16 protein-coding genes are annotated in these 17,483 nt (G+C 59.0%); 11 read left to right on the top strand and 5 right to left on the bottom strand.

Annotated elements, in window-relative coordinates:
- The first annotated feature begins 718 nt into the window (after nucleotides 1-718).
- The 3 genes from B9Z49_RS10760 to B9Z49_RS10750 all read left to right on the top strand — a co-directional run bounded on the left by B9Z49_RS10760 (nucleotide 719) and on the right by B9Z49_RS10750 (nucleotide 4,164).
- Nucleotides 719-1,699: a tripartite tricarboxylate transporter substrate binding protein gene (locus B9Z49_RS10760; protein ID WP_233254595.1), complete on the top strand. Its 981-nt coding sequence runs from the start codon at nucleotides 719-721 to the stop codon at nucleotides 1,697-1,699.
- 11 nt (nucleotides 1,700-1,710) lie between these two features.
- Nucleotides 1,711-2,571, top strand: a complete 861-nt coding sequence (locus B9Z49_RS10755; RefSeq protein WP_108353423.1) for a TauD/TfdA family dioxygenase — start codon at nucleotides 1,711-1,713, stop codon at nucleotides 2,569-2,571.
- Between the two features lie 117 nt (nucleotides 2,572-2,688).
- Nucleotides 2,689-4,164 (top strand): amidase, encoded by a 1,476-nt coding sequence (locus B9Z49_RS10750; RefSeq protein ID WP_108353452.1) that lies wholly within the window; start codon nucleotides 2,689-2,691, stop codon nucleotides 4,162-4,164.
- 125 nt (nucleotides 4,165-4,289) lie between these two features.
- On the opposite strand, the gene metK is transcribed toward B9Z49_RS10750, so the two are convergent.
- Nucleotides 4,290-5,471 (bottom strand): methionine adenosyltransferase, encoded by a 1,182-nt coding sequence (gene metK / locus B9Z49_RS10745; RefSeq protein WP_108353422.1) that lies wholly within the window; start codon nucleotides 5,469-5,471, stop codon nucleotides 4,290-4,292.
- 177 nt (nucleotides 5,472-5,648) lie between these two features.
- Here metK and B9Z49_RS10740 point away from each other — a divergent pair, with 177 nt between their 5' ends.
- Both B9Z49_RS10740 and B9Z49_RS10735 read left to right on the top strand, forming a co-directional pair.
- Entirely contained in the window at nucleotides 5,649-5,870 is a 222-nt protein-coding gene (locus B9Z49_RS10740) for a SlyX family protein (RefSeq protein WP_108353421.1), read from the top strand.
- On the top strand, nucleotides 5,870-6,925 hold the full coding sequence (locus tag B9Z49_RS10735; protein WP_108353420.1) for an RNA methyltransferase: 1,056 nt from the start codon (nucleotides 5,870-5,872) through the stop codon (nucleotides 6,923-6,925). Before B9Z49_RS10740 ends, B9Z49_RS10735 begins: the two co-directional genes overlap by 1 nt.
- Here the strand turns inward: B9Z49_RS10735 and B9Z49_RS10730 are convergent.
- The 3 genes from B9Z49_RS10730 to B9Z49_RS10720 are packed head-to-tail and all read right to left on the bottom strand — an operon-like array spanning nucleotide 6,906 to nucleotide 9,804.
- A complete protein-coding gene (locus tag B9Z49_RS10730) occupies nucleotides 6,906-7,802 on the bottom strand; it encodes a DMT family transporter (protein WP_108353419.1) in 897 nt (298 codons plus the stop codon). The genes B9Z49_RS10735 and B9Z49_RS10730 overlap by 20 nt on opposite strands.
- Entirely contained in the window at nucleotides 7,799-8,329 is a 531-nt protein-coding gene (locus B9Z49_RS10725; protein WP_108353418.1) for a methylated-DNA--[protein]-cysteine S-methyltransferase, read from the bottom strand. The genes B9Z49_RS10730 and B9Z49_RS10725 overlap by 4 nt, the downstream gene beginning before the upstream one ends.
- Nucleotides 8,326-9,804, bottom strand: coding sequence for a DNA-3-methyladenine glycosylase 2 family protein (locus B9Z49_RS10720; protein WP_233254594.1), 1,479 nt, complete (start codon nucleotides 9,802-9,804; stop codon nucleotides 8,326-8,328). The genes B9Z49_RS10725 and B9Z49_RS10720 overlap by 4 nt, the downstream gene beginning before the upstream one ends.
- A 246-nt stretch (nucleotides 9,805-10,050) precedes the next feature.
- On the opposite strand from B9Z49_RS10720, the gene B9Z49_RS10715 reads away from it, so the two are divergent.
- From B9Z49_RS10715 to B9Z49_RS10695, 5 genes are read left to right on the top strand one after another with little or no spacing between them, the layout of a single operon-like run.
- Nucleotides 10,051-11,454, top strand: a complete 1,404-nt coding sequence (locus B9Z49_RS10715) for a phosphomannomutase/phosphoglucomutase (protein ID WP_108353417.1) — start codon at nucleotides 10,051-10,053, stop codon at nucleotides 11,452-11,454.
- Nucleotides 11,455-11,456: 2 nt separating this feature from the next.
- A complete protein-coding gene (locus B9Z49_RS10710; RefSeq protein WP_108353416.1) occupies nucleotides 11,457-12,326 on the top strand; it encodes a glycosyltransferase family 2 protein in 870 nt (289 codons plus the stop codon).
- Nucleotides 12,313-13,584 carry an O-antigen ligase gene (locus B9Z49_RS10705; protein ID WP_108353415.1) on the top strand — a complete coding sequence of 424 codons (1,272 nt, stop codon included), beginning with the start codon at nucleotides 12,313-12,315 and terminating at the stop codon, nucleotides 13,582-13,584. The genes B9Z49_RS10710 and B9Z49_RS10705 overlap by 14 nt, the downstream gene beginning before the upstream one ends.
- Nucleotides 13,575-14,588: a hypothetical protein gene (locus tag B9Z49_RS10700; RefSeq protein WP_108353414.1), complete on the top strand. Its 1,014-nt coding sequence runs from the start codon at nucleotides 13,575-13,577 to the stop codon at nucleotides 14,586-14,588. Before B9Z49_RS10705 ends, B9Z49_RS10700 begins: the two co-directional genes overlap by 10 nt.
- Nucleotides 14,585-15,499, top strand: a complete 915-nt coding sequence (locus tag B9Z49_RS10695; RefSeq protein ID WP_108353413.1) for a glycosyltransferase family A protein — start codon at nucleotides 14,585-14,587, stop codon at nucleotides 15,497-15,499. Before B9Z49_RS10700 ends, B9Z49_RS10695 begins: the two co-directional genes overlap by 4 nt.
- Before the next feature lies 1 nt (nucleotide 15,500).
- Here the strand turns inward: B9Z49_RS10695 and B9Z49_RS10690 are convergent, their stop codons facing one another.
- Nucleotides 15,501-16,295: a glycosyltransferase family 25 protein gene (locus tag B9Z49_RS10690; RefSeq protein WP_108353412.1), complete on the bottom strand. Its 795-nt coding sequence runs from the start codon at nucleotides 16,293-16,295 to the stop codon at nucleotides 15,501-15,503.
- A 119-nt stretch (nucleotides 16,296-16,414) separates the two neighbouring features.
- On the opposite strand from B9Z49_RS10690, the gene B9Z49_RS10685 reads away from it, so the two are divergent.
- Nucleotides 16,415-17,479 (top strand): glycosyltransferase family 4 protein, encoded by a 1,065-nt coding sequence (locus B9Z49_RS10685; RefSeq protein ID WP_108353411.1) that lies wholly within the window; start codon nucleotides 16,415-16,417, stop codon nucleotides 17,477-17,479.
- Nucleotides 17,480-17,483 lie beyond the last annotated feature (4 nt).

Raw genomic sequence — 17,483 nt, 5'->3', positions numbered from 1 at the left:
TTTGATAGGTTGGGAGTGCCAAGGCTGTCATGACCTCAAGCTCTCGAACCGCCGGGTGCGGACCCGCATGCCCGGTGGTGTGGCAGGGGTGGCTGCAATAATTGCGGCCCCCCTATGCCGATTCTGGAGCACCTATGACATTATTTTTTAAATCCGCCATCTGCGACCTGGGGGTCTCATCGATGCGCGGCGGGAAAGTGTCAATCGAGCTGAGTCCAAGCCATTCATTGGGCACGCACTGGTCAAACTGAAATCGCCCCCCTGATCAAATCGTGGTCGGAGGGGAAAAAGTGCCTCAAGGGGGAGATTTTTACAGGGGGAGGGCCAAAAAATTCCCTCGCGTGGTGGTTGTTGTCAAGCACGGGGCGGAAATTGGGGCGGAAATGCTTTTAAAGTCATACCTTCAAATCCCCCCAGCTCCACCACTAACCTGTTTAAAAGCTGCTAACGGTATACCGTTAGCAGCTTTTTTCATGTATCCACCGTGAGCCGCAAACCCTAATGAATTCTTGATGTGTCTCCAGTGCTCAGCCAAACAGATAAGGTCCCGTCAAAATAAGAGCCTCATTCATTTTGGCTGGAACAAGAAAAAGTTATCAGCGGTTGAACTGTTGCGCTGATTGCCATGTGTTAATTCTGGTGATTTAATTCTTGCGCTTATGGTTCACTTTGTTGAAAGCCGATTCCAGAAAGCCATGCACTGTCAGGAGACGCACACATGTTTCATTTTTCGCCACGCCGTGTTTTTTTGATGGCGGCTGCCATGTTGCTTGCGCCTACTTTCGTGGCCGCGCAAGCCGTTGAGGCTTGGCCCGACAAGCCCGTCAAACTGATCGTTCCTTTTCCACCGGGCGGACCCACTGATACGGTTGCTCGAATTATCTCGACTGGACTGCAGACGCTGTGGAAGCAACCTGTTGTTGTTGACTACAAACCCGGCGCTGGCACGACGCTGGGCACGAATTTGGTGGCCAAGTCAACCGCCGACGGCTACACCTTGGGGATGGCGATCACGGCCTTGACGATCAATCCAAGCCTGCAACCCAATCTACCGTATGACACCAAAAAAGATCTGGTGGGCGTGTCTCAAGTGGCGCAGGCGCATTTTGGACTTTTTGCACACCCGTCGCAGCCCTTCAATAACATGCAGGAGCTCATCGCCTACGCCAAGAAAAATCCAAATGCGCTGAGCTACGCGACTCCCGGCACTGGTACCGGTACGCATTTGGCGGGCGAGATGTTGGCCAGCATGGCTGGCATTCGCCTTCTGCACATACCCTACAAGGGCAGCGCGCCAGCGCAACAGGACATGATCGGCGGTCGCGTGCCTTTGTTGTTTGACGTGCTGTTTTCCTCTATGCCGTTCGTCAAAGACAATCGCATGAAGGTGATTGCCTTGTCCAGCCCCAAACGCGCGGCGTCAAGTCCTGAGATTCCATTGATTGCCGAGACCGTCCCGGGTTTCAGTGCCGTCAGTGCCATCGGGATCATTGGGCCAGCCGGAATGCCACCCGCGTTGTTGCAAAAGATCAGCGCCGACATTGGCCAAGTGGTGCGCAGTGCAGAGGTGGTCTCCCGTATGCAGCAGTTGGGCATGGAGCCTGTGGGATCCACTTCCGAGCATTACACAGCGCAGATCCGTCAGGACATCGACAAGTGGGCTGCAATTGTCAAATCTGCCGGCATCAAGCTGGACTGATGGGGTAAATCATGAGCATGCTTCACCTCAATCCTCTGCAGCCATTCGCAGCCGAAGCCACTGGAATCGATCTGCGTGATCCGCTCACGCCTGCTCAGATCAAAGCAGTCGAAGAGGCGATGGACCAGCACGCTGTGCTGGTGTTTCGTCATCAGCATTTGAGCCAGACTCAGCAAATCGAATTTGCCAAATCTTTGGGACCGCTGGACATGGGCCTGCGCAAACTCAAGGGTGGGCCGCACCGTCTGGAGTACGCTGAGTTGGCCGACATCTCTAACGTGAAGGTTGATGGCGAGGTGGCAGATCGGGCGCACGCCAAAATAGTCGGCAACGTCGCAAATCAGCTTTGGCACAGCGACAGTTCTTTCCAAAAGCCGCGTGCAAAGTATTCGATGTTGTCTGCAGTCACCGTGCCGGACTTTGGCGGCGAAACCGAGTTCGCGGATCTGCGAATGGCGTGGGATGGCCTTCCGGATTGGCGTCAACGCCAAGTTGATGGACTTCAAGCGATTCACTACGCATTGCACTCGCGTTTTTTACTCGGCGACACCCAATACACCGAAGAGCAACGTAAAGCCATTCCACCGGCAAGCTGGCCCTTGGTCCAAACGGATCCCCGCACCGGCCGCAAGATTCTTTTTGTCGGCATCCACGCTTGCGAGATCGAAGGCATGACCTTGGCTGAAGGGAGAATGCTGTTGCTGGACCTGATGGAGCATGCAACGCAACGTCAATTTGTTTACCAGCATCGTTGGCAAGTTGGTGACCTTGTGATGTGGGACAACACCTCCACAGTGCATCGGGGCCGTTGGTTTGACTTCACCGAAAGGCGTGAGCTCAGGCGTGCAACCACCGAAGAAGTGTCCGCTTGAAGTCCTGGGGGCTTAGCCAAGCGCAAACCCCGGACAATGGCGTGATGGGGTGGGCGGCGCAGTGACAAATTTGCGTATCCTAATGACATTAAAAGTACAAGTGCAAGGATGGCAGGAATGACTTTGGCAATGACCTGGCAAGAGTGGGTAGAGCACGACGCGGTGGGGCTGGCCGAATGCGTGCGGCGCGGCGATGTCTCGGCCGCTGAATTGGCCGCGCAGGCGGCGGCTGGCGTTGCCAAAATCAATCCAGCGGTGCATGCGGTGGCCGAGGTGTTTGACGACGTCGTGGCCAACCCGCTGCAGGACGGCCTCGACCCGGCGGGGCCTTTTGCGGGTGTGCCTTTTTTCATGAAAGACTTGGGGCCCACCCTCAAGGGGCGTTTGCAGGAAATGGGCTCCTTGATGATGCGTGGCAACCGGGCCACTGCAGACACTTTTTTGACGTCGCAAATTCGGCGGGCGGGCCTGAACATCATCGGCCGCACCACCACGCCCGAATTCGGGGTCTGCAGCTCGGCCGAAAATCCGGCGGTGTATGTCACGCGCAATCCCTGGAATCCCGAATACACCAGTTACGGCTCATCTGCGGGCACGGCAGTGGCCTTGGCGGCGGGCGTGCTACCGCTGTCCCATGCCACCGATGGGGGCGGCTCGATCCGCATACCGGCGGGGGCCAATGGCAACATTGGTTTGAAGCCTTCACGTGGGGTGTTTTCGATCGCGCCTGCAGCGTCGGATCTGACGGGTCTGGTCTCCACACAAGGATGCCAAAGCCGCACGGTGCGCGACACGGCTGCGTTTGTTGACCATTGCCGGGGCGGTGCGCCGGGCGAGTTCATGCCTTACTGGATGCCCCCCGAGCCCTTCAGCGAATTGATTCGGCGTGACCCGCCGCGCCTGCGCATTGCGCTGTCGCACGAGTGGGGAGATTTTCGGGCGGTACCGCATTTTGTGGACGAGCTCCAGCGCGTGGGGCACTTTTTAGAGGGGCTGGGCCACCAGGTCGATTGGGCTTTGCCTGAGGTGGATTTTCGGGCCGCGTTTGAAGCGCAGACGACGTGCTACATCAGCAATTTCGCGCAGACCATCTCCAACTTGCTGGCCCCTCGGGGCTTGGCGCGTCCGCCAGCAGATCTGGTCGAGCCGATCAACATCAAGATTTGGGAAATGGGCCTGAACACCAGCTTCACCGAGCGCGCTCGCATGCAGGCGGTGTTCAACACCACCTCGCGGGCGTTTGGACAGTTTTTTGAAGACTGGGACATCATCCTTACACCGATCACGGCCTTGCCCACGCCCAAGCTGGGCACGGTGGAATACCTCACGACGAGCGACAACCCCAGCGTACTTGATTGGTTTGCCAACCTTTGGCGCAATTTTGCCTACACTCCCTTGACCAATTTGTGTGGCATGCCTGGCATCTCACTGCCCATGGCGATGCAGCAAAACGGTTTGCCTTTGGGCATTCATGCGCAGGCCAAACAAGCCAACGACGGCATGTTGCTGCAGTTGGCCGCGCAAATCGAACGGGCATTGGGTGGCCGGTGGAACGGGGGCCGTTTGCCCGAGGTGCACGTTAGCAAAGACTGAGGCCCAGCGGCTGAGCCTTTGCCGCTGAGGCTTTGCTGCTGAATGGGGCCGTCTTCACGGGCCCTGCAGAGATGGGGCTTACAGCACCGCCGCCTGAAGCGCAGGGCCCCCAGAACGTGCTGAGCTTACAGCCCGGCCGCTGCGCGCAGCGCTTGCGCCTTATCGGTGCGCTCCCAAGTGAAGTCAGGCTCGTCGCGGCCAAAGTGGCCGTAGGCAGCGGTCTTGCTGTAGATCGGGCGCAGCAGGTCCAGCATCTGGATGATGCCTTTGGGTCGCAGGTCAAAGTGCTCGGCGATCAAGGCGGCGATTTTGTCGTCAGAGATCACGCCAGTGCCTTCGGTGTTCACCGTGATGTTCATGGGGCGTGCCACACCAATCGCGTAAGCCACCTGAATTTGGCACTTCGTTGCCAAGCCTGCAGCCACGATGTTTTTGGCCACGTAACGTGCAGCGTAGGCCGCTGAGCGGTCCACCTTGGAGGGGTCTTTGCCCGAGAACGCACCGCCACCGTGCGGGCATGCGCCGCCGTAGGTGTCGACGATGATCTTGCGACCTGTGAGGCCGCAATCACCCTGGGGGCCGCCGATGACGAAACGGCCGGTGGGGTTGATCAAATACTTGGTGTCCAGCAACCACTCTTTGGGCAGCACGGGCTTGATGATCTCCTCGATGATGGCTTCGGTGAAGCTGGCCTTCATCTTGGTGGATGTTTCGGACTGGTCGGGGCTGTGCTGGGTGGACAGCACCACGGTGTCGATGCTGTGGGGCTTGCCGTCCACATAGCGCATGGTCACTTGGCTCTTGGCGTCGGGGCGCAAGAAAGGCAAACGGCCGTCTTTGCGCAGCTGGGCCTGGCGCTCGACCAGGCGGTGGGCGTAGTAAATGGGGGCGGGCATGAGCTCAGGGGTTTCCGAGCAGGCGTAGCCGAACATCAGACCTTGGTCGCCCGCACCGATGTTGAGGTGGTCATCAGACGCGTGGTTAACGCCTTGGGCGATGTCATTGCTCTGCTTGTCGTAGCAGACCATCACGGCGCAACCCTTGTAGTCGATGCCGTAGTCGGTGTTGTCGTAGCCGATGCGCTTGATGGTGTCACGTGCGACCTGGATGTAGTCGACGTGTGCGTTGGTGGTGATCTCGCCGGCCAATACGACAAGACCCGTGTTGGTCAGGGTTTCGGCGGCCACGCGGCTACGGGGGTCTTGCTCGAAGATGGCATCGAGAATTGCGTCCGAGATCTGGTCGGCGACTTTGTCGGGATGGCCTTCGGAGACGGATTCCGAGGTGAAGAGGAAATTGCTGGACATGAAAAAAGCTCCTAAAGTTTCAGTAGTTTGTCGGCGTTGCCGACCCTGATAACCCGGAGCCTGGCGAACGCTTTAGCAGAATTTATGAATCGCCCTGCAAGTAGTTCAAATAACTCGGCGATGTTCTGATTATAAAAGATGTCAGAGCCCTGCTGGAAATCATGTCCAATAGAGCCCATGGACATTCCCACCCCAATTGAAAACCGCCTGGTTGACTTGGAAATCAAGGCAGGCTTCACCGAAGACCTGCTCGACCAGCTCAGTGCGCAGGTTTACCGCCAGCAGCAGCAAATCGACGCGCTGATTCAGGAGCTGCGCCAGATGCGTGACCGTCTGCCCGAGTCGGGTGGCGGCACCGAAATGCGCAACCTGCGCGACGAAATCCCGCCGCATTACTGATGAACTTCCACAGCGTTCAGGACATCCGCGATCACTTGCGCGCACTGGGGGCCAATGCCTTGCATGAGCAGCGCATTCTGCGCCTGTGGGCGCAGGCCAAGCCGCAAGACAGCGGTCTCAGACCACTGGAAAGCTTCATGCCCACGGCGGTGCGCCAGGATTTGCCTGGGCTTAGCACTGCGCTTGCAGGTCTGGCCACGCTGCGCGAGCAGCACCCGGGGCAAGACGGCTCGGCCCGTTTGCTTGTGGGCCTGCAAGACGGCCTGACGGTGGAAAGCGTTCTGTTGCCGCGCGACGGTTTGTGCGTTTCAAGCCAGGTGGGCTGCGCGGTGGGCTGCGTGTTTTGCATGACCGGGCGTGAGGGCCTGATTCGGCAGGTGGGCAGCGCCGAAATCGTGGCGCAAGTGGCTTTGGCGCGCACGCTCAGGCCCGTCAAGAAAGTCGTGTTCATGGGCATGGGCGAGCCCGCTCACAACCTGGACGCGGTGATGGAGGCCATTGACCTGCTGGGCACGGTGGGCAACATCGGGCACAAGAATTTGGTTTTTTCCACCGTGGGCGATCTGCGGGTGTTTGAGCGCTTGCCACAGGGCCGCGTCAAGCCTGCCTTGGCCTTGTCACTGCACAGCACGCGGCCCGATTTGCGTGCACAGTTGCTGCCCCGTGCGCCGCGTTTTGACCCGCAAGACCTGGTGGAAGCAGGCGAGGCCTATGCCCGCGCCACCGGCTACCCGATCCAGTACCAATGGACTTTGATCGAAGGTGTGAACGACAGCGATGAAGAGATCGACAGCATCGTTCGCTTGCTGCAAGGCAAATACGCGCTGATGAACCTGATCCCGTACAACGCGGTGCCTGACTTGCCTTATGCCAGGCCGAGCTGGGAGAAGGCTGCGGCCATCGCCCGCACGCTGCACCAGCGCGGCGTGCTGACCAAGTTGCGCCAGTCAGCGGGGCAGGATGTGGACGGGGGCTGTGGCCAACTCAGGGCCCGCGATGTGCAGCGCGAACAAACCATGACCTTTCACCGGCCCATCAACGTCCCGGCAGCTTGATCAAGCCGCTGGAGAGCGAAGTCCCGAGCAAAATCACCGCGCCGCACAGCAGCATCCAGGCCGTCACGCGCTCGCCCAAAAAAAGCACACCGTAAGCGATGGCAAACACCGGCACCAAAAAGGTGACGGTCAGCGCCCGTGCAGGCCCCGAGTTTTCGATCAGCTTGAAGTACAGGATGTAGGCCACGCCGGTGCACAAGACCCCCACCACCAGCAAGGACCACCAGACCGAGGCGCTCGGCATGTGATCAGGGCAATACCACAGCGCGGGCAACGCCAGCACCAAAGTGGCCCCGATCTGGCTGCCGGTGGCGGTGACCAGCGGGGGCAGGCTGGGAATGTGTTTTTTGGTGAAACTCGCGGCCAATGCATAACAGGTGGTCGCGGCCAGACAAGCGGCGACTGCCCATGCAGGGGCAATGCCCGAGTCGTTGGGCTTGAAGCTCGCTTGGCCCCCGGCCAGCAGCAGCACGCCCCCAAAGCCGATGGCCAGGCCCACGATCCGCGAGAGGGTTGGTTTGTCCCCCAGCCAAATCCAGGCGACAACCGCGCCAAACAAGGGCACCGTCGCGTTCAGGATGGAGGAAAAACCCGTGGTGATGTGCAGGACTGCAAAGGCATACAAGGCAAAGGGGACGCCGCTGTTGAGCGCCCCGACAAAGAGCACCGGCTTCCAATGCCTGCGCAATTGCGCCCAGTGGCCTTTGGCCAGCATGATCGGCAGCAAAAAAATCGCGGCAATGGCCACCCGGATGGCGGCTGTGGGCAGGGGGCCCAATTCGACGGCCGCTATGCGCATGAACAAAAAGGACGAACCCCAAATGGCGGCCAGGATCAGAAAGTCGGCCAGCCAGCCTTTGGCGTGAGAAGAGGTCATTCAGGAAAGAGGGGAACAGTCGATGTCAGGGCGAGCGGGTGGCCTTCCAGTTTGAGCAGCGCCTGTTTGCGCCACAGCCCGCCTGCATAACCCGTGAGTTGGCCACCGGCACCCAGCACGCGGTGGCAAGGCACGATGATACTCAGCGGATTGCGCCCCACGGCCGCGCCGACGGCACGAACAGCCTGAGGGTTGTTCAATTGACCGGCCACAAAGCCATAGCTTTGATGCGCGCCAGAGGGGATGGACAGTAAAACGCGCCAGACCGATTGTTGAAATGGCGTGCCTGCCGACAGGTCCAAAGGCACATCAAACGCCGTCAAATCGCCGGCAAAGTAGGCCTGCAGTTGTTGCTCGGCGTTTTGCAGCAGCGTGTGTGCGCTGTCGGACGTCCAGCTTTGCATTCGGGCCTCTGTTGGGCCGTGGCGTTGGCCTTCAAACCACACGCCGCACAGGCCTTGCGGCGATGCGGCCAGGATCATGGGCCCCAAAGGGCCGTTCAGTGGTTGCGTGGAGATGGTTTTCATGGTGGTGTGTGGGGTGAGGATGACAGGCTCTGCCAAGCCGCAATCAGGGCGTAGCTGCGAAAAGGTCGCCATTGCTGCCCGAGTTGTTCCAATGCCTTCGTCGGGCGGGGGTCTTGGCGCACGCCCAAGGCGGATTGCAAGGCCACATCCTGCACGGGCCAGGCATCCAGCCAACGCAAGGCGCGCATGGCGATGTAATGCGCCGTCCAGGGGCCGATGCCGGGCAAGGCCATCAGCGCCTGCAAAGTGGCCTCCAGTGGGGCTTGGGGATTCAGCTGGACCGCGCCCGATTCGACGGCCTGAGCCAGTGCCTGAATGGCTTTTTGCCGTTGACGCACCACCCCGAGGCTGCCCATGAGGGGGGCGTTTTCATCCAGCGCCAGGCACGCCGGGCTGGGAAAGGTTCGGTTCAGTTCAGGCCAGGGTGTTTCGCAAGGCGTGCCCAACGCATGGACCAAGCGCTGCCCCAGGGTTCGTGCGGCCTTGACGGTGATTTGCTGACCCAGGATGGCGCGCACGGCCAGCTCGAACCCATCCAGGCCCCCCGGCAAGCGCTGGCCCAGGGCGTGTGGGAATGCGGGCTCAAGCACCTGGGCGATGGCGGCCGGCTCTGCATCCAGGTCCAGCCAGTCCCGCACCTGCGCCACCAGAGCGGGCAGCACGGGCAGCAAGTTGGGGCTGATGCGAAGATGGACCCACGGATGAACGGTGTCCCAGCATACCGCCAGCCAGCCGCTGATCACGCTGGCGCCATGGGGCCAGCGCACGGTTCGGCGCCACTCGGCTTGCGGACCTTCGCTGCTCCAGATCTCCATGCCCTCCAGCGATCGGTCTTTGAAAAACTGCCACAGCCCAGCGATCTGGTAGGGCGGCCGGTAGTGCAGCACCAGGGCCAATGGCGTGCCACTTTCCGACGCGTTAAGGCGCTGCGTGCGTGCTGGGCGCAGTTGGCCAGGGCTGAGTTGGTAACGCTTTGAAAAAGCCGCATACATTCGCCGGGCCGAACCAAAACCACTGGCTTGGGCCACCTGGGCCACGGACATCGGGCTGTCGTGCAACCACTGTTTGGCGCGCAGCAGGCGTTGGGTTTGCAGGTATTGCAGCGGCGAGACTTGCCAATGCAGCGTGAACATGCGGCGCAGGTGCCGGTCGCTCACGCCCAGCTGCGCCGCCAAGGCGGTCATCGTCGGGGGTTTGCGGCTGTGGTGGATGGCCATGTGCAGCTGCTTGGCTGCAAATTCGGCCACAACGGCCTGCGCATCGGTGGTGGACCAAAAGCGCCGCGCAGGGGCCAGCTCAGGGCGGCAACGCAGACAGGGCCTGAACCCATGGGACTCGGCTTGCGCTGGTGTTTCAAAAAAGTGGCAATTTGTAGCGCGGGGCAGTTTCACCCGGCAGACTGGGCGGCAATAAATGCCGGTGGAGGTGACGCCAGTGAAAAAAATACCGTCCCATGCGGCATCCCTTTCAGACATAGCTTGGTAGCAGCGATCCCTGTCCAAGCCCTGTGCCGATTCAGGCCGGACTTGTGGGGGATGCAGCTGATGGCTTTTCATGAAGGCCATGTTAGCCACAAAAGGCGCTTTACGGACGCTTGGGTTGTGCCGTTTGCGGACCTGTGGTTTCGGCTGGCTGGCGAGGCTCAGCACCTACAATACAACGCGCTGATCTTCCCAGCGGCCAGGCTGAAACCTCTCCTACCCAGACGAAACCCAGACGCCATGCAAGTCACCTCTACGATTTTCAAAGCCTACGACATACGCGGCGTGGTGCCGTCGACCTTGAATGAACAAGTGGCCGAGGGCCTGGGCAAGGCCTTTGGCACGCACGCTCTGGCCCAAGGCCAAAGCATGGTGGCTGTGGGGCGCGACGGCCGCCTGAGTGGCCCTGCATTGTCGGCCGCGCTGATTCGTGGTTTGTTGGCTGCTGGCGTGCAGGTGATCGACATCGGTCTTGCCACGACGCCCTTGCTCTACTTTGCGGCCAGTACCACTTGCCAAAGTGGTATCCAGGTGACGGGCAGCCACAACCCCAAGGACTACAACGGTTTCAAGATGGTGCTGGGTGGCCGCGCCATTTATGGCGACGAAATCCAGGGTCTGCGCCAGATGATGGAAGACGAAACCTGGCAGCTGATGGATGGCGGCAGCGTGAGGCATTTGGACGTTCTGGCCGACTACACGCAGCGCATCGTGAGCGACGTGAAGTTGTCGCGCCCGATGAAGATCGTGATCGACTCGGGCAATGGCATTGCGGGTGCCTCGGCCCCCGGCATCTTCCGCGCTTTGGGTTGCGAAGTGATCGAGCTGTTCAGCGAGGTGGACGGCAACTTTCCCAACCACCACCCTGACCCCAGCAAGCCGGAAAACCTGCAAGACCTGATCGCGGCCCTGAAAACCAGCGGCGCCGAGCTGGGCCTGGCCTTTGACGGTGACGGCGACCGATTGGGCATTGTGACCCAAGACGGCAAAAACATTTACCCCGACCGCCAGATGCAACTGTTTGCACAAGACGTGCTCAGCCGCGTGCCGGGAGGCACCATTTTGTTTGACGTGAAGTGCTCCCAGCGCCTGGCCCCCGCCATCGAGGCCGCAGGCGGCAAGCCGCTGATGTACAAAACCGGTCACTCGCTCATCAAGGCCAAGATGAAGGCGATTGAGGCCGAAGGCGGGCAGGCCCCCCTGGGCGGCGAGATGAGTGGCCACATTTTTTTCAAAGAGCGCTGGTACGGTTTTGACGACGGCACCTACGCCGGTTGCCGCTTGCTCGAAATCGTCAGCCAATCCCCCGATGCCAACGTGGTACTGAATGCCTTGCCCACCAGTTTCAGCACGCCCGAGCTGAATGTGGCCTGCACCGAAGGTGAGCCACACAACGTGACCCGGGCTTTGCAGGGGCTGGCGGGCGATGCATTCAAGGTGCCAGCCCAGGTTTGCGCCATCGACGGCTTGCGTGTCGATTGGCCCGACGGCTTTGGCCTGATCCGCGCCTCCAACACCACACCGGTGCTGGTGTTGCGCTTTGAGGGTCAGACCGAAGCTGCGTTGCACCGAATCGAGGCCGAGATGCTCGCGCTGCTGCGCACGGTCAAGCCCGATGCGCAAATTCAAGCTGCGGCGCATTGAGCATGCCCGTGTTTGGCCTGGAACATGTGACGGTGGTGGTGGTGACCCACCACAGTGCCCATTGCCTGGAGGGTTTGAATGCCCTGTTGCAGCACTGCCCACACGTCATCATTTCAGACAATGCCAGCAACGATGGCACACCCGAGCAGGCCCGTGACCTGTGGCCTCAGGCCCAAGTGTTGTTGCACCCCTTGAACTTGGGCTTTGGCGCTGCCAACAACCGCGCTTTGACGCGGGTCAGCACGCCGTTTGCTTTTTTGCTCAACCCCGACTGTGAAATCACAGCAGAGGCCTTGCTGGGGCTAATGGATGTGGCGCAAGAAATGCCTGAAGCCGCCTTATTGGCACCACAACTGGTGGGACCTATGGGTCAAGCCGAAGTCAATTACCGCTGGCCGAACACTTCGTGGGCATCTCGGGGGCCAGCTGCCGATGGCCCAGCGTGTGTCGGTTTTGTGTGTGGTGCGGCCATGTTGTTTCGCATGGATCGGTTCGCCTCTGTCGGATTGTTTGACGAAAACTTCTTCCTTTATTACGAAGACGATGACCTGTGCCTGCGTCTTTTCAAGGCCCGATTGCCCATGGTGGTGGTGCCGTCCATCCAGGCCTTGCACCGCTCGCGGGGTTCCGTGAAGGGGCGTGCACCCTGGAAAAGTGAGTACGTGCGCGGATTCCACCATGCCCAGTCCAAGCTCATTTTTGAGCAAAAACACGGCACGCTGGCGCAAGCCCTGGTGCAGCGACGCCGCTTGCTGTGGAGCACCGGTTTGGCATTGCCGCTCAGGGCGTTGTTGTTTTCACCCAAACGCCTTTGCCGTATGTGGGGTCGGTGGATGGGTTTGATGCGCTGGACACCCCATGTTGCACATTGACATGGCTTCGTTGACGCGGCAAGAGCGCATTCAAAACGGCTTGGTTTTTGCCTTTCTGTCTGGGGTCTTGGTCACGCCAGGGGGGCCCATGCTGTTGGCATTGTGTTTGGCTGGCATGGGTTTGTGGTCGTGCCGGGACTTGGGCACTGATCTGGCCATGCTCTGGGAAAGTCCTGCGTTGCGCATCATGGCCATGGGCTTCGCCATTTTTGTGGGGGTGGGCTTTTTCCTGGGGATTTGGTACGACTACAGACCTGGCCATTACGAGGCTTACATCCCTTTTTTGTTGGCACCCCTGATGTTGCATGGTGTGCTCAAAGCCCGCTTGCAGCCTGCTGTTTTGTGGATGGGTGCGGCGACAGCTGCGGTGCTGGCTGGGGCATTGGCCAGTTATCAAAGTTTGGTTCTGTTGACGGGGCGTGCCATGGGGGCCATGAGCCACCCGATCATTTTTGGTGATCTGTCGGTGGTGCTGGCCTGCATTGCCTTGTTTGGGGTGTTGTATTTCGAGCAATCCAAAAACCAGCTCTGGATGCGGATTTTTTTGTCATGCGGCGCTGCCATGGGCGTGTGGGGCTCTTTGCTCAGCGGCTCCAAGGGGGGCTGGTTGTCGATCATCATGGTCTTGTTGGTGTTTGTTTGGAGAGTCACGGCGGGTAAACCGGTCATTTGGCGATTCCTGGGTGTTGCATTGATCTCGGCATTGGTGGCAAAGGGCGTGTGGCTGGCCCCTGAGGACTTGGTTCGAGGACGGCTTGAAGGCGTCTGGGGCAAGATTCTTCTCTGGTTTGAGACAGGTCAGGTCACCGATTGGTCGGTCAGCATTCGACTGGAGTTGTGGTCATATGCCCTAGAGCTGTTTACGCAGCGTCCCATTCTTGGCTGGTCTGGCGGGGGCGCTTTGGCCATGCTCGCAGAACATTTGAAACCATTTAATGTGCCTGTCGGCGTCGCGCCAGTTTTTGAAAATGACCTGCTGCACTATGCGGCAGTGTCCGGCATGGTCGGCGTTTTGTCTGTGTTGGCTTTGTACGGGGGTGTGTTCGCCGGATTTTGGCTTTATCAAAAGCAGGGAGCAAAGGCATTTGTCTACGCCTTGTTGGGCATGCTGCTGGTGGCGCTGTATTTTGAATTCGGTTTGACAGTGAATGCGTTGGGGCGCAATGCCTTTCGATACTTTTTCTGTGCCATGTCGGTGATGCTCTTGGGGCTGATCATTTTGGCCACCAAAGAAAACAAGGAGTCAGCATGGAACTGATCTTTTTGTGTCCTGCCATCAAAAAAGCCATCGGTGGGGTCAAAGTCATTTACAGACAAGTTGAATTGATTCATCAGCTGGGTAAATCGGCTGGTTTTTCTGCGGCGGTGATGCATCCAAATACTTGGTTTTTCCGTGTACGGTGGTTTGATTCGCAGGTGCCTTTGAAGAAGGCATTTTTCAAACTGAGATGGATGGGAAAACCTTCTTTTTCCAATTTGACGGGGGTATTTGATGCCCAGAGGCACATGGTGGTGATCCCCGAGCTTTGGGCGCGCAAGTACGGCACGCAATTGGCGAACATGGGGGTGAGCTATGCCATCTATGTGCAAAACGGCTACTACATTACCAAAGGACAACCTGCAGATCTCGATCGGGCCTACCAATCGGCCCGGTGCATCTTGACCATATCAGACGATGCCAGCCGCTGCGTGGCGCTGGCGTTTCCTGGTGTCGAGAACAAAATACTGCGCGTTCATTATTCAGTAGATGCACAGCGGTTTTGGCCCGACCAGTCCAAGGAAAACATCATCACTTACATGCCGCGCAAGCTGGCTGACCATTCGTCCAAAGTCTTGTTTTTTCTGCGCCACCATTTGCCCGCGCATTGGAAAATAGTGCCGATCGATGGCATGAATGAGGAGCAGGTCGCGGCATTGCTCAAACGGTCAAAAATCTTCATGGCCTTCAGCCATTTTGAAGGCTGTCCCTTGCCCCCTCTGGAAGCCGCACTCAGCGGCAATCAAGTGATTGGTTACACAGGTCAGGGTGCCAAGGAATACTGGAGGCCGGAAATCTTTGAAGAAGTCGCCTCGGGCGATGTTGTCGGGTTTGCCCAGCGGGTTCTTGCCAAAGTGCAGGCCATCGACCAAGCCGGGCAGTTTGTCCTGCCCATGACGACCATTCGTGCGTTGGCCGACACTTACTCTGATGCGCAAGAGCGCAACGACATGCTTGCTTTCCTGAATGCCATGGGCTTGAACACGAACGGTTTGCCGACATGAGCCTACCTAGCCTGGACGTCGCCATTTTTTCCTACAACCGTGGGGCCTACTTGAAAAATTGCGTTGACTCTTTGCAGCGCAACATGCCCGGGATCGGCTGGACGGTCTATGACGACGGGAGCGATGAGCCAGACACCGTGGCGTATTTGCAAAGCCTGGGTGAGCACGTGCTGCACATGAAGTCAACGGACGCGGATCGCCATGGGGGCTATTACTACAACATGCAAGCCGCTTTGGACGCAACGCAGGCCGATTACCTGCTCATGTTGCAAGACGACCTGCAGGTAGTGAGGCCTTTCGCACAAGAAGACCTGTCAAGGATTCACCAGGTATTCGATCAAAGTCCGTCAACGGTGTTCATCAGCCCCTTGTTTTTGAAGGGCAGCAAAAGAGCCTATTTCCAGCAGCGCTACCAACCCGATGCCGGGTTGCGCTGTTATCGCTGGTTCGCTGACCCCAATGAAACGGGTAAAGTGCCTCAGAAGTATGCCGATATCGCTGTGCTGCATGTGGCACGTTTGCGTCAAAGTGGTTGGCGGTTTGCGGCATCGGAAGAGGCCAATGGGGCACTGGCGGACCAGCTTTTTGGTGACATGGTTCAGGTGGCAGATCCTTGGGTTTTTTACGTCCCCGAAGAGCCCGCTTACCGCGGCCGCGTGCTCACTTTTGGGGCCAAGTTGGCCGTCAGAATGTCGGGCAACCAGGTCAAGTCTTTTCAGGACCTGAGCCCACAGGCTTTGTTGGCATTCGCGCAAAGGGATTTGGGCGTATACCCCTTTGCCGAAGACTTCGTTGATACCGTCGATCCAACGGTGCGCAAGCCCTACAAGTTCAATGCCTACCGCACCCGCTGGTTGCCGTTGATTTTGAACAAGCTCGAGCTTTTGTGGCGGCGCCTTTGGCATCGCTGATTCAGAACTGCTGTGGGTCAATGCCGACCTCTTGTCGGCGGGCCCAGCAAAAACAACTCAGATACCTAGCGGCCAAGCGCAGTTGAGCGCCCATTCTGCGCCATTTGAATTGCAGGTCGTGCCAACCGCTCCGGGTGAGGGGGCTGGGCACTTTCTCGCGGGCAATCAGGGAGTCGGGCACGATGGGGCAAAAAACGCCGTACGCCGAGGCCATGTCCGCCTGTATGGCAAATGCTGGAACTGTTTGCCAAGATTTCAGCCGGTAGGAGCTCGAGATGAACGCATCGGCCAAGCCCATGCCTTGCTGCGCGAATTTGTCCAACAAGACGCGTGCACCAGCAGGCCAAAGCACGTAGGCTGCGGCACCCGTGCGGTCTTGCAGTAATGGGCGCAAACAGGCATTTAGCCCATCAATAGATTTGAAGCTTCGACCCAGCAGTTTTTGGCGTTGCCGGGTTTCGAGTGAAACATGGTCCACGCCCTCCAGCAAACCCAAGACCTTCAGCAGCGCAGGCGTGTTGAGCGCCAGGATGGCGTCGTCTTCCAGTACCAGGGCGGGTTCGTGGCTGTCGGCAATCTGTTGCCACACTTGGTGGTGACTCATGAAACAGGCCACTTCGGTGATTTTGATGGGGCGCTCCCAGGAAAACGCGTGGGCCTGAAAAAACGCATCCGGAATGTCAGCTGGAGTTTGCGCATCGATGAACAATGCATCCAGGCCCAAGTGCGTTGCTTGTTGGGCCTGAAACTTCCGGCGCTCCAATGCTGAAGGCAAATTCAAAATGTAGGTTTTCATCCGGGGCGTCTTCCAGTCATGGGCCAAATATACCTGCAGGGGTTGCGGCCGGGCACGTCGCTGCCCGTGCCCGATGGCGCTCCCTATAATTTGCCCACCGCCACTCAGCCTCGGACCCCGTGCTCCATCCCAACCCCGACGTCATTGTCTTCAACATCAAACAGCGTTACACAGGTGTGTCCGCCACCATCAACGCTTTGGTGCCTTTGCAAATGCACCAATGGCGTCTGGGTTATTGCGGCACCACGATGTCCAATGGGGTTCAGGGCATGAAGGCCAAGCAGGCCTTGGCCTTGTCGCGCCAACCGCCGCCTGGGCGGGCGTTCCGCATCTGGCATGTGCGCCGTGACCCTGAAATGATGCTGGGCATTTTTGCCCGCGATGTGTTGCGCTTACCGATTCAGTTGGTCTTTACCTCGGCTGCCCAACATTTGCATGGGCGGTTTCCTCGCTGGCTGATTTCCAAAATGGATGCGGTCATTTCGACCACGCCTCTGGCGGCTTCTTTTGTTCCCAACACCACGGCCGTGGTGCCCCACGGCATTGACCTGTCGCGCTTTGTACCGCCCTCTGACAAGCTCAAGGCCTGGGCCGATTCAGGGCTGCCCGGCAGCTACGGCATTGGTGTGTTTGGCCGTGTCCGACCCGACAAAGGCAGCGATGTGTTTGTGGACGCCATGATCGAGGCGCTGCCGCATCTACCGGGTGCCACTGCGGTAATTGCCGGGCTGGCGCAGCCTCAGCACCAAGCCTATCAGCAAGCCCTGATCGAAAAAATTGCTCAAGCGGGTCTGTCTGAGCGCATCGTGTTTCTGGGCGAAGTGCCTGCTGGCGAGGTGCATCGGTGGTACCAACGTTGCCTGCTGTGCGTGGCTTGCCCGCGATACGAACCCTTTGGCCTGACCCCATTTGAGGCGGCCGCCACCGGCTGTGTGCTGGTGTGTTCGCGCACCGGGGCATTTGACCAACTGGTGCAGCCGGGCGCCACGGGCGAGCTGGTCGATACCGGCGATGCGCCCGGTCTGGCCCAAGCCGTGCTTCAAGTGTTGGCTGATTTGCCTGCGGCTGTGCAAATGGGCCAAGCCGCACGCGAGCGGGTGTCGCAAGCATTTTCTTTGGTCAAAGAAGCAGAGGGCATTGGCCGGGTCTACCAGCAGTTGTTTGACCAGGCCCACCGGTCTTGATGGG

This window comes from Limnohabitans sp. 2KL-51 (genome assembly GCF_003063645.1).
GTDB lineage: Bacteria > Pseudomonadota > Gammaproteobacteria > Burkholderiales > Burkholderiaceae_C > Limnohabitans_A.
This window is presented reverse-complemented; position numbering and strand designations above follow the sequence as displayed.

Bases quoted from the DNA above. Each gene is read 5' to 3' on its own strand.
- metK (WP_108353422.1), bottom strand. From the start codon at position 5,471: ATGTCCAGCAATTTCCTCTTCACCTCGGAATCCGTCTCCGAAGGCCAT.
- B9Z49_RS10690 (WP_108353412.1), bottom strand. From the start codon at position 16,295: ATGAAAACCTACATTTTGAATTTGCCTTCAGCATTGGAGCGCCGGAAG.
- B9Z49_RS10740 (WP_108353421.1), top strand. From the start codon at position 5,649: ATGGACATTCCCACCCCAATTGAAAACCGCCTGGTTGACTTGGAAATC.
- B9Z49_RS10700 (WP_108353414.1), top strand. From the start codon at position 13,575: ATGGAACTGATCTTTTTGTGTCCTGCCATCAAAAAAGCCATCGGTGGG.
- B9Z49_RS10705 (WP_108353415.1), top strand. From the start codon at position 12,313: ATGTTGCACATTGACATGGCTTCGTTGACGCGGCAAGAGCGCATTCAA.
- B9Z49_RS10715 (WP_108353417.1), top strand. From the start codon at position 10,051: ATGCAAGTCACCTCTACGATTTTCAAAGCCTACGACATACGCGGCGTG.
- B9Z49_RS10750 (WP_108353452.1), top strand. From the start codon at position 2,689: ATGACTTTGGCAATGACCTGGCAAGAGTGGGTAGAGCACGACGCGGTG.
- B9Z49_RS10755 (WP_108353423.1), top strand. From the start codon at position 1,711: ATGAGCATGCTTCACCTCAATCCTCTGCAGCCATTCGCAGCCGAAGCC.
- B9Z49_RS10725 (WP_108353418.1), bottom strand. From the start codon at position 8,329: ATGAAAACCATCTCCACGCAACCACTGAACGGCCCTTTGGGGCCCATG.
- B9Z49_RS10720 (WP_233254594.1), bottom strand. From the start codon at position 9,804: ATGTCTGAAAGGGATGCCGCATGGGACGGTATTTTTTTCACTGGCGTC.
- B9Z49_RS10735 (WP_108353420.1), top strand. From the start codon at position 5,870: ATGAACTTCCACAGCGTTCAGGACATCCGCGATCACTTGCGCGCACTG.
- B9Z49_RS10730 (WP_108353419.1), bottom strand. From the start codon at position 7,802: ATGACCTCTTCTCACGCCAAAGGCTGGCTGGCCGACTTTCTGATCCTG.
- B9Z49_RS10695 (WP_108353413.1), top strand. From the start codon at position 14,585: ATGAGCCTACCTAGCCTGGACGTCGCCATTTTTTCCTACAACCGTGGG.
- B9Z49_RS10760 (WP_233254595.1), top strand. From the start codon at position 719: ATGTTTCATTTTTCGCCACGCCGTGTTTTTTTGATGGCGGCTGCCATG.
- B9Z49_RS10710 (WP_108353416.1), top strand. From the start codon at position 11,457: ATGCCCGTGTTTGGCCTGGAACATGTGACGGTGGTGGTGGTGACCCAC.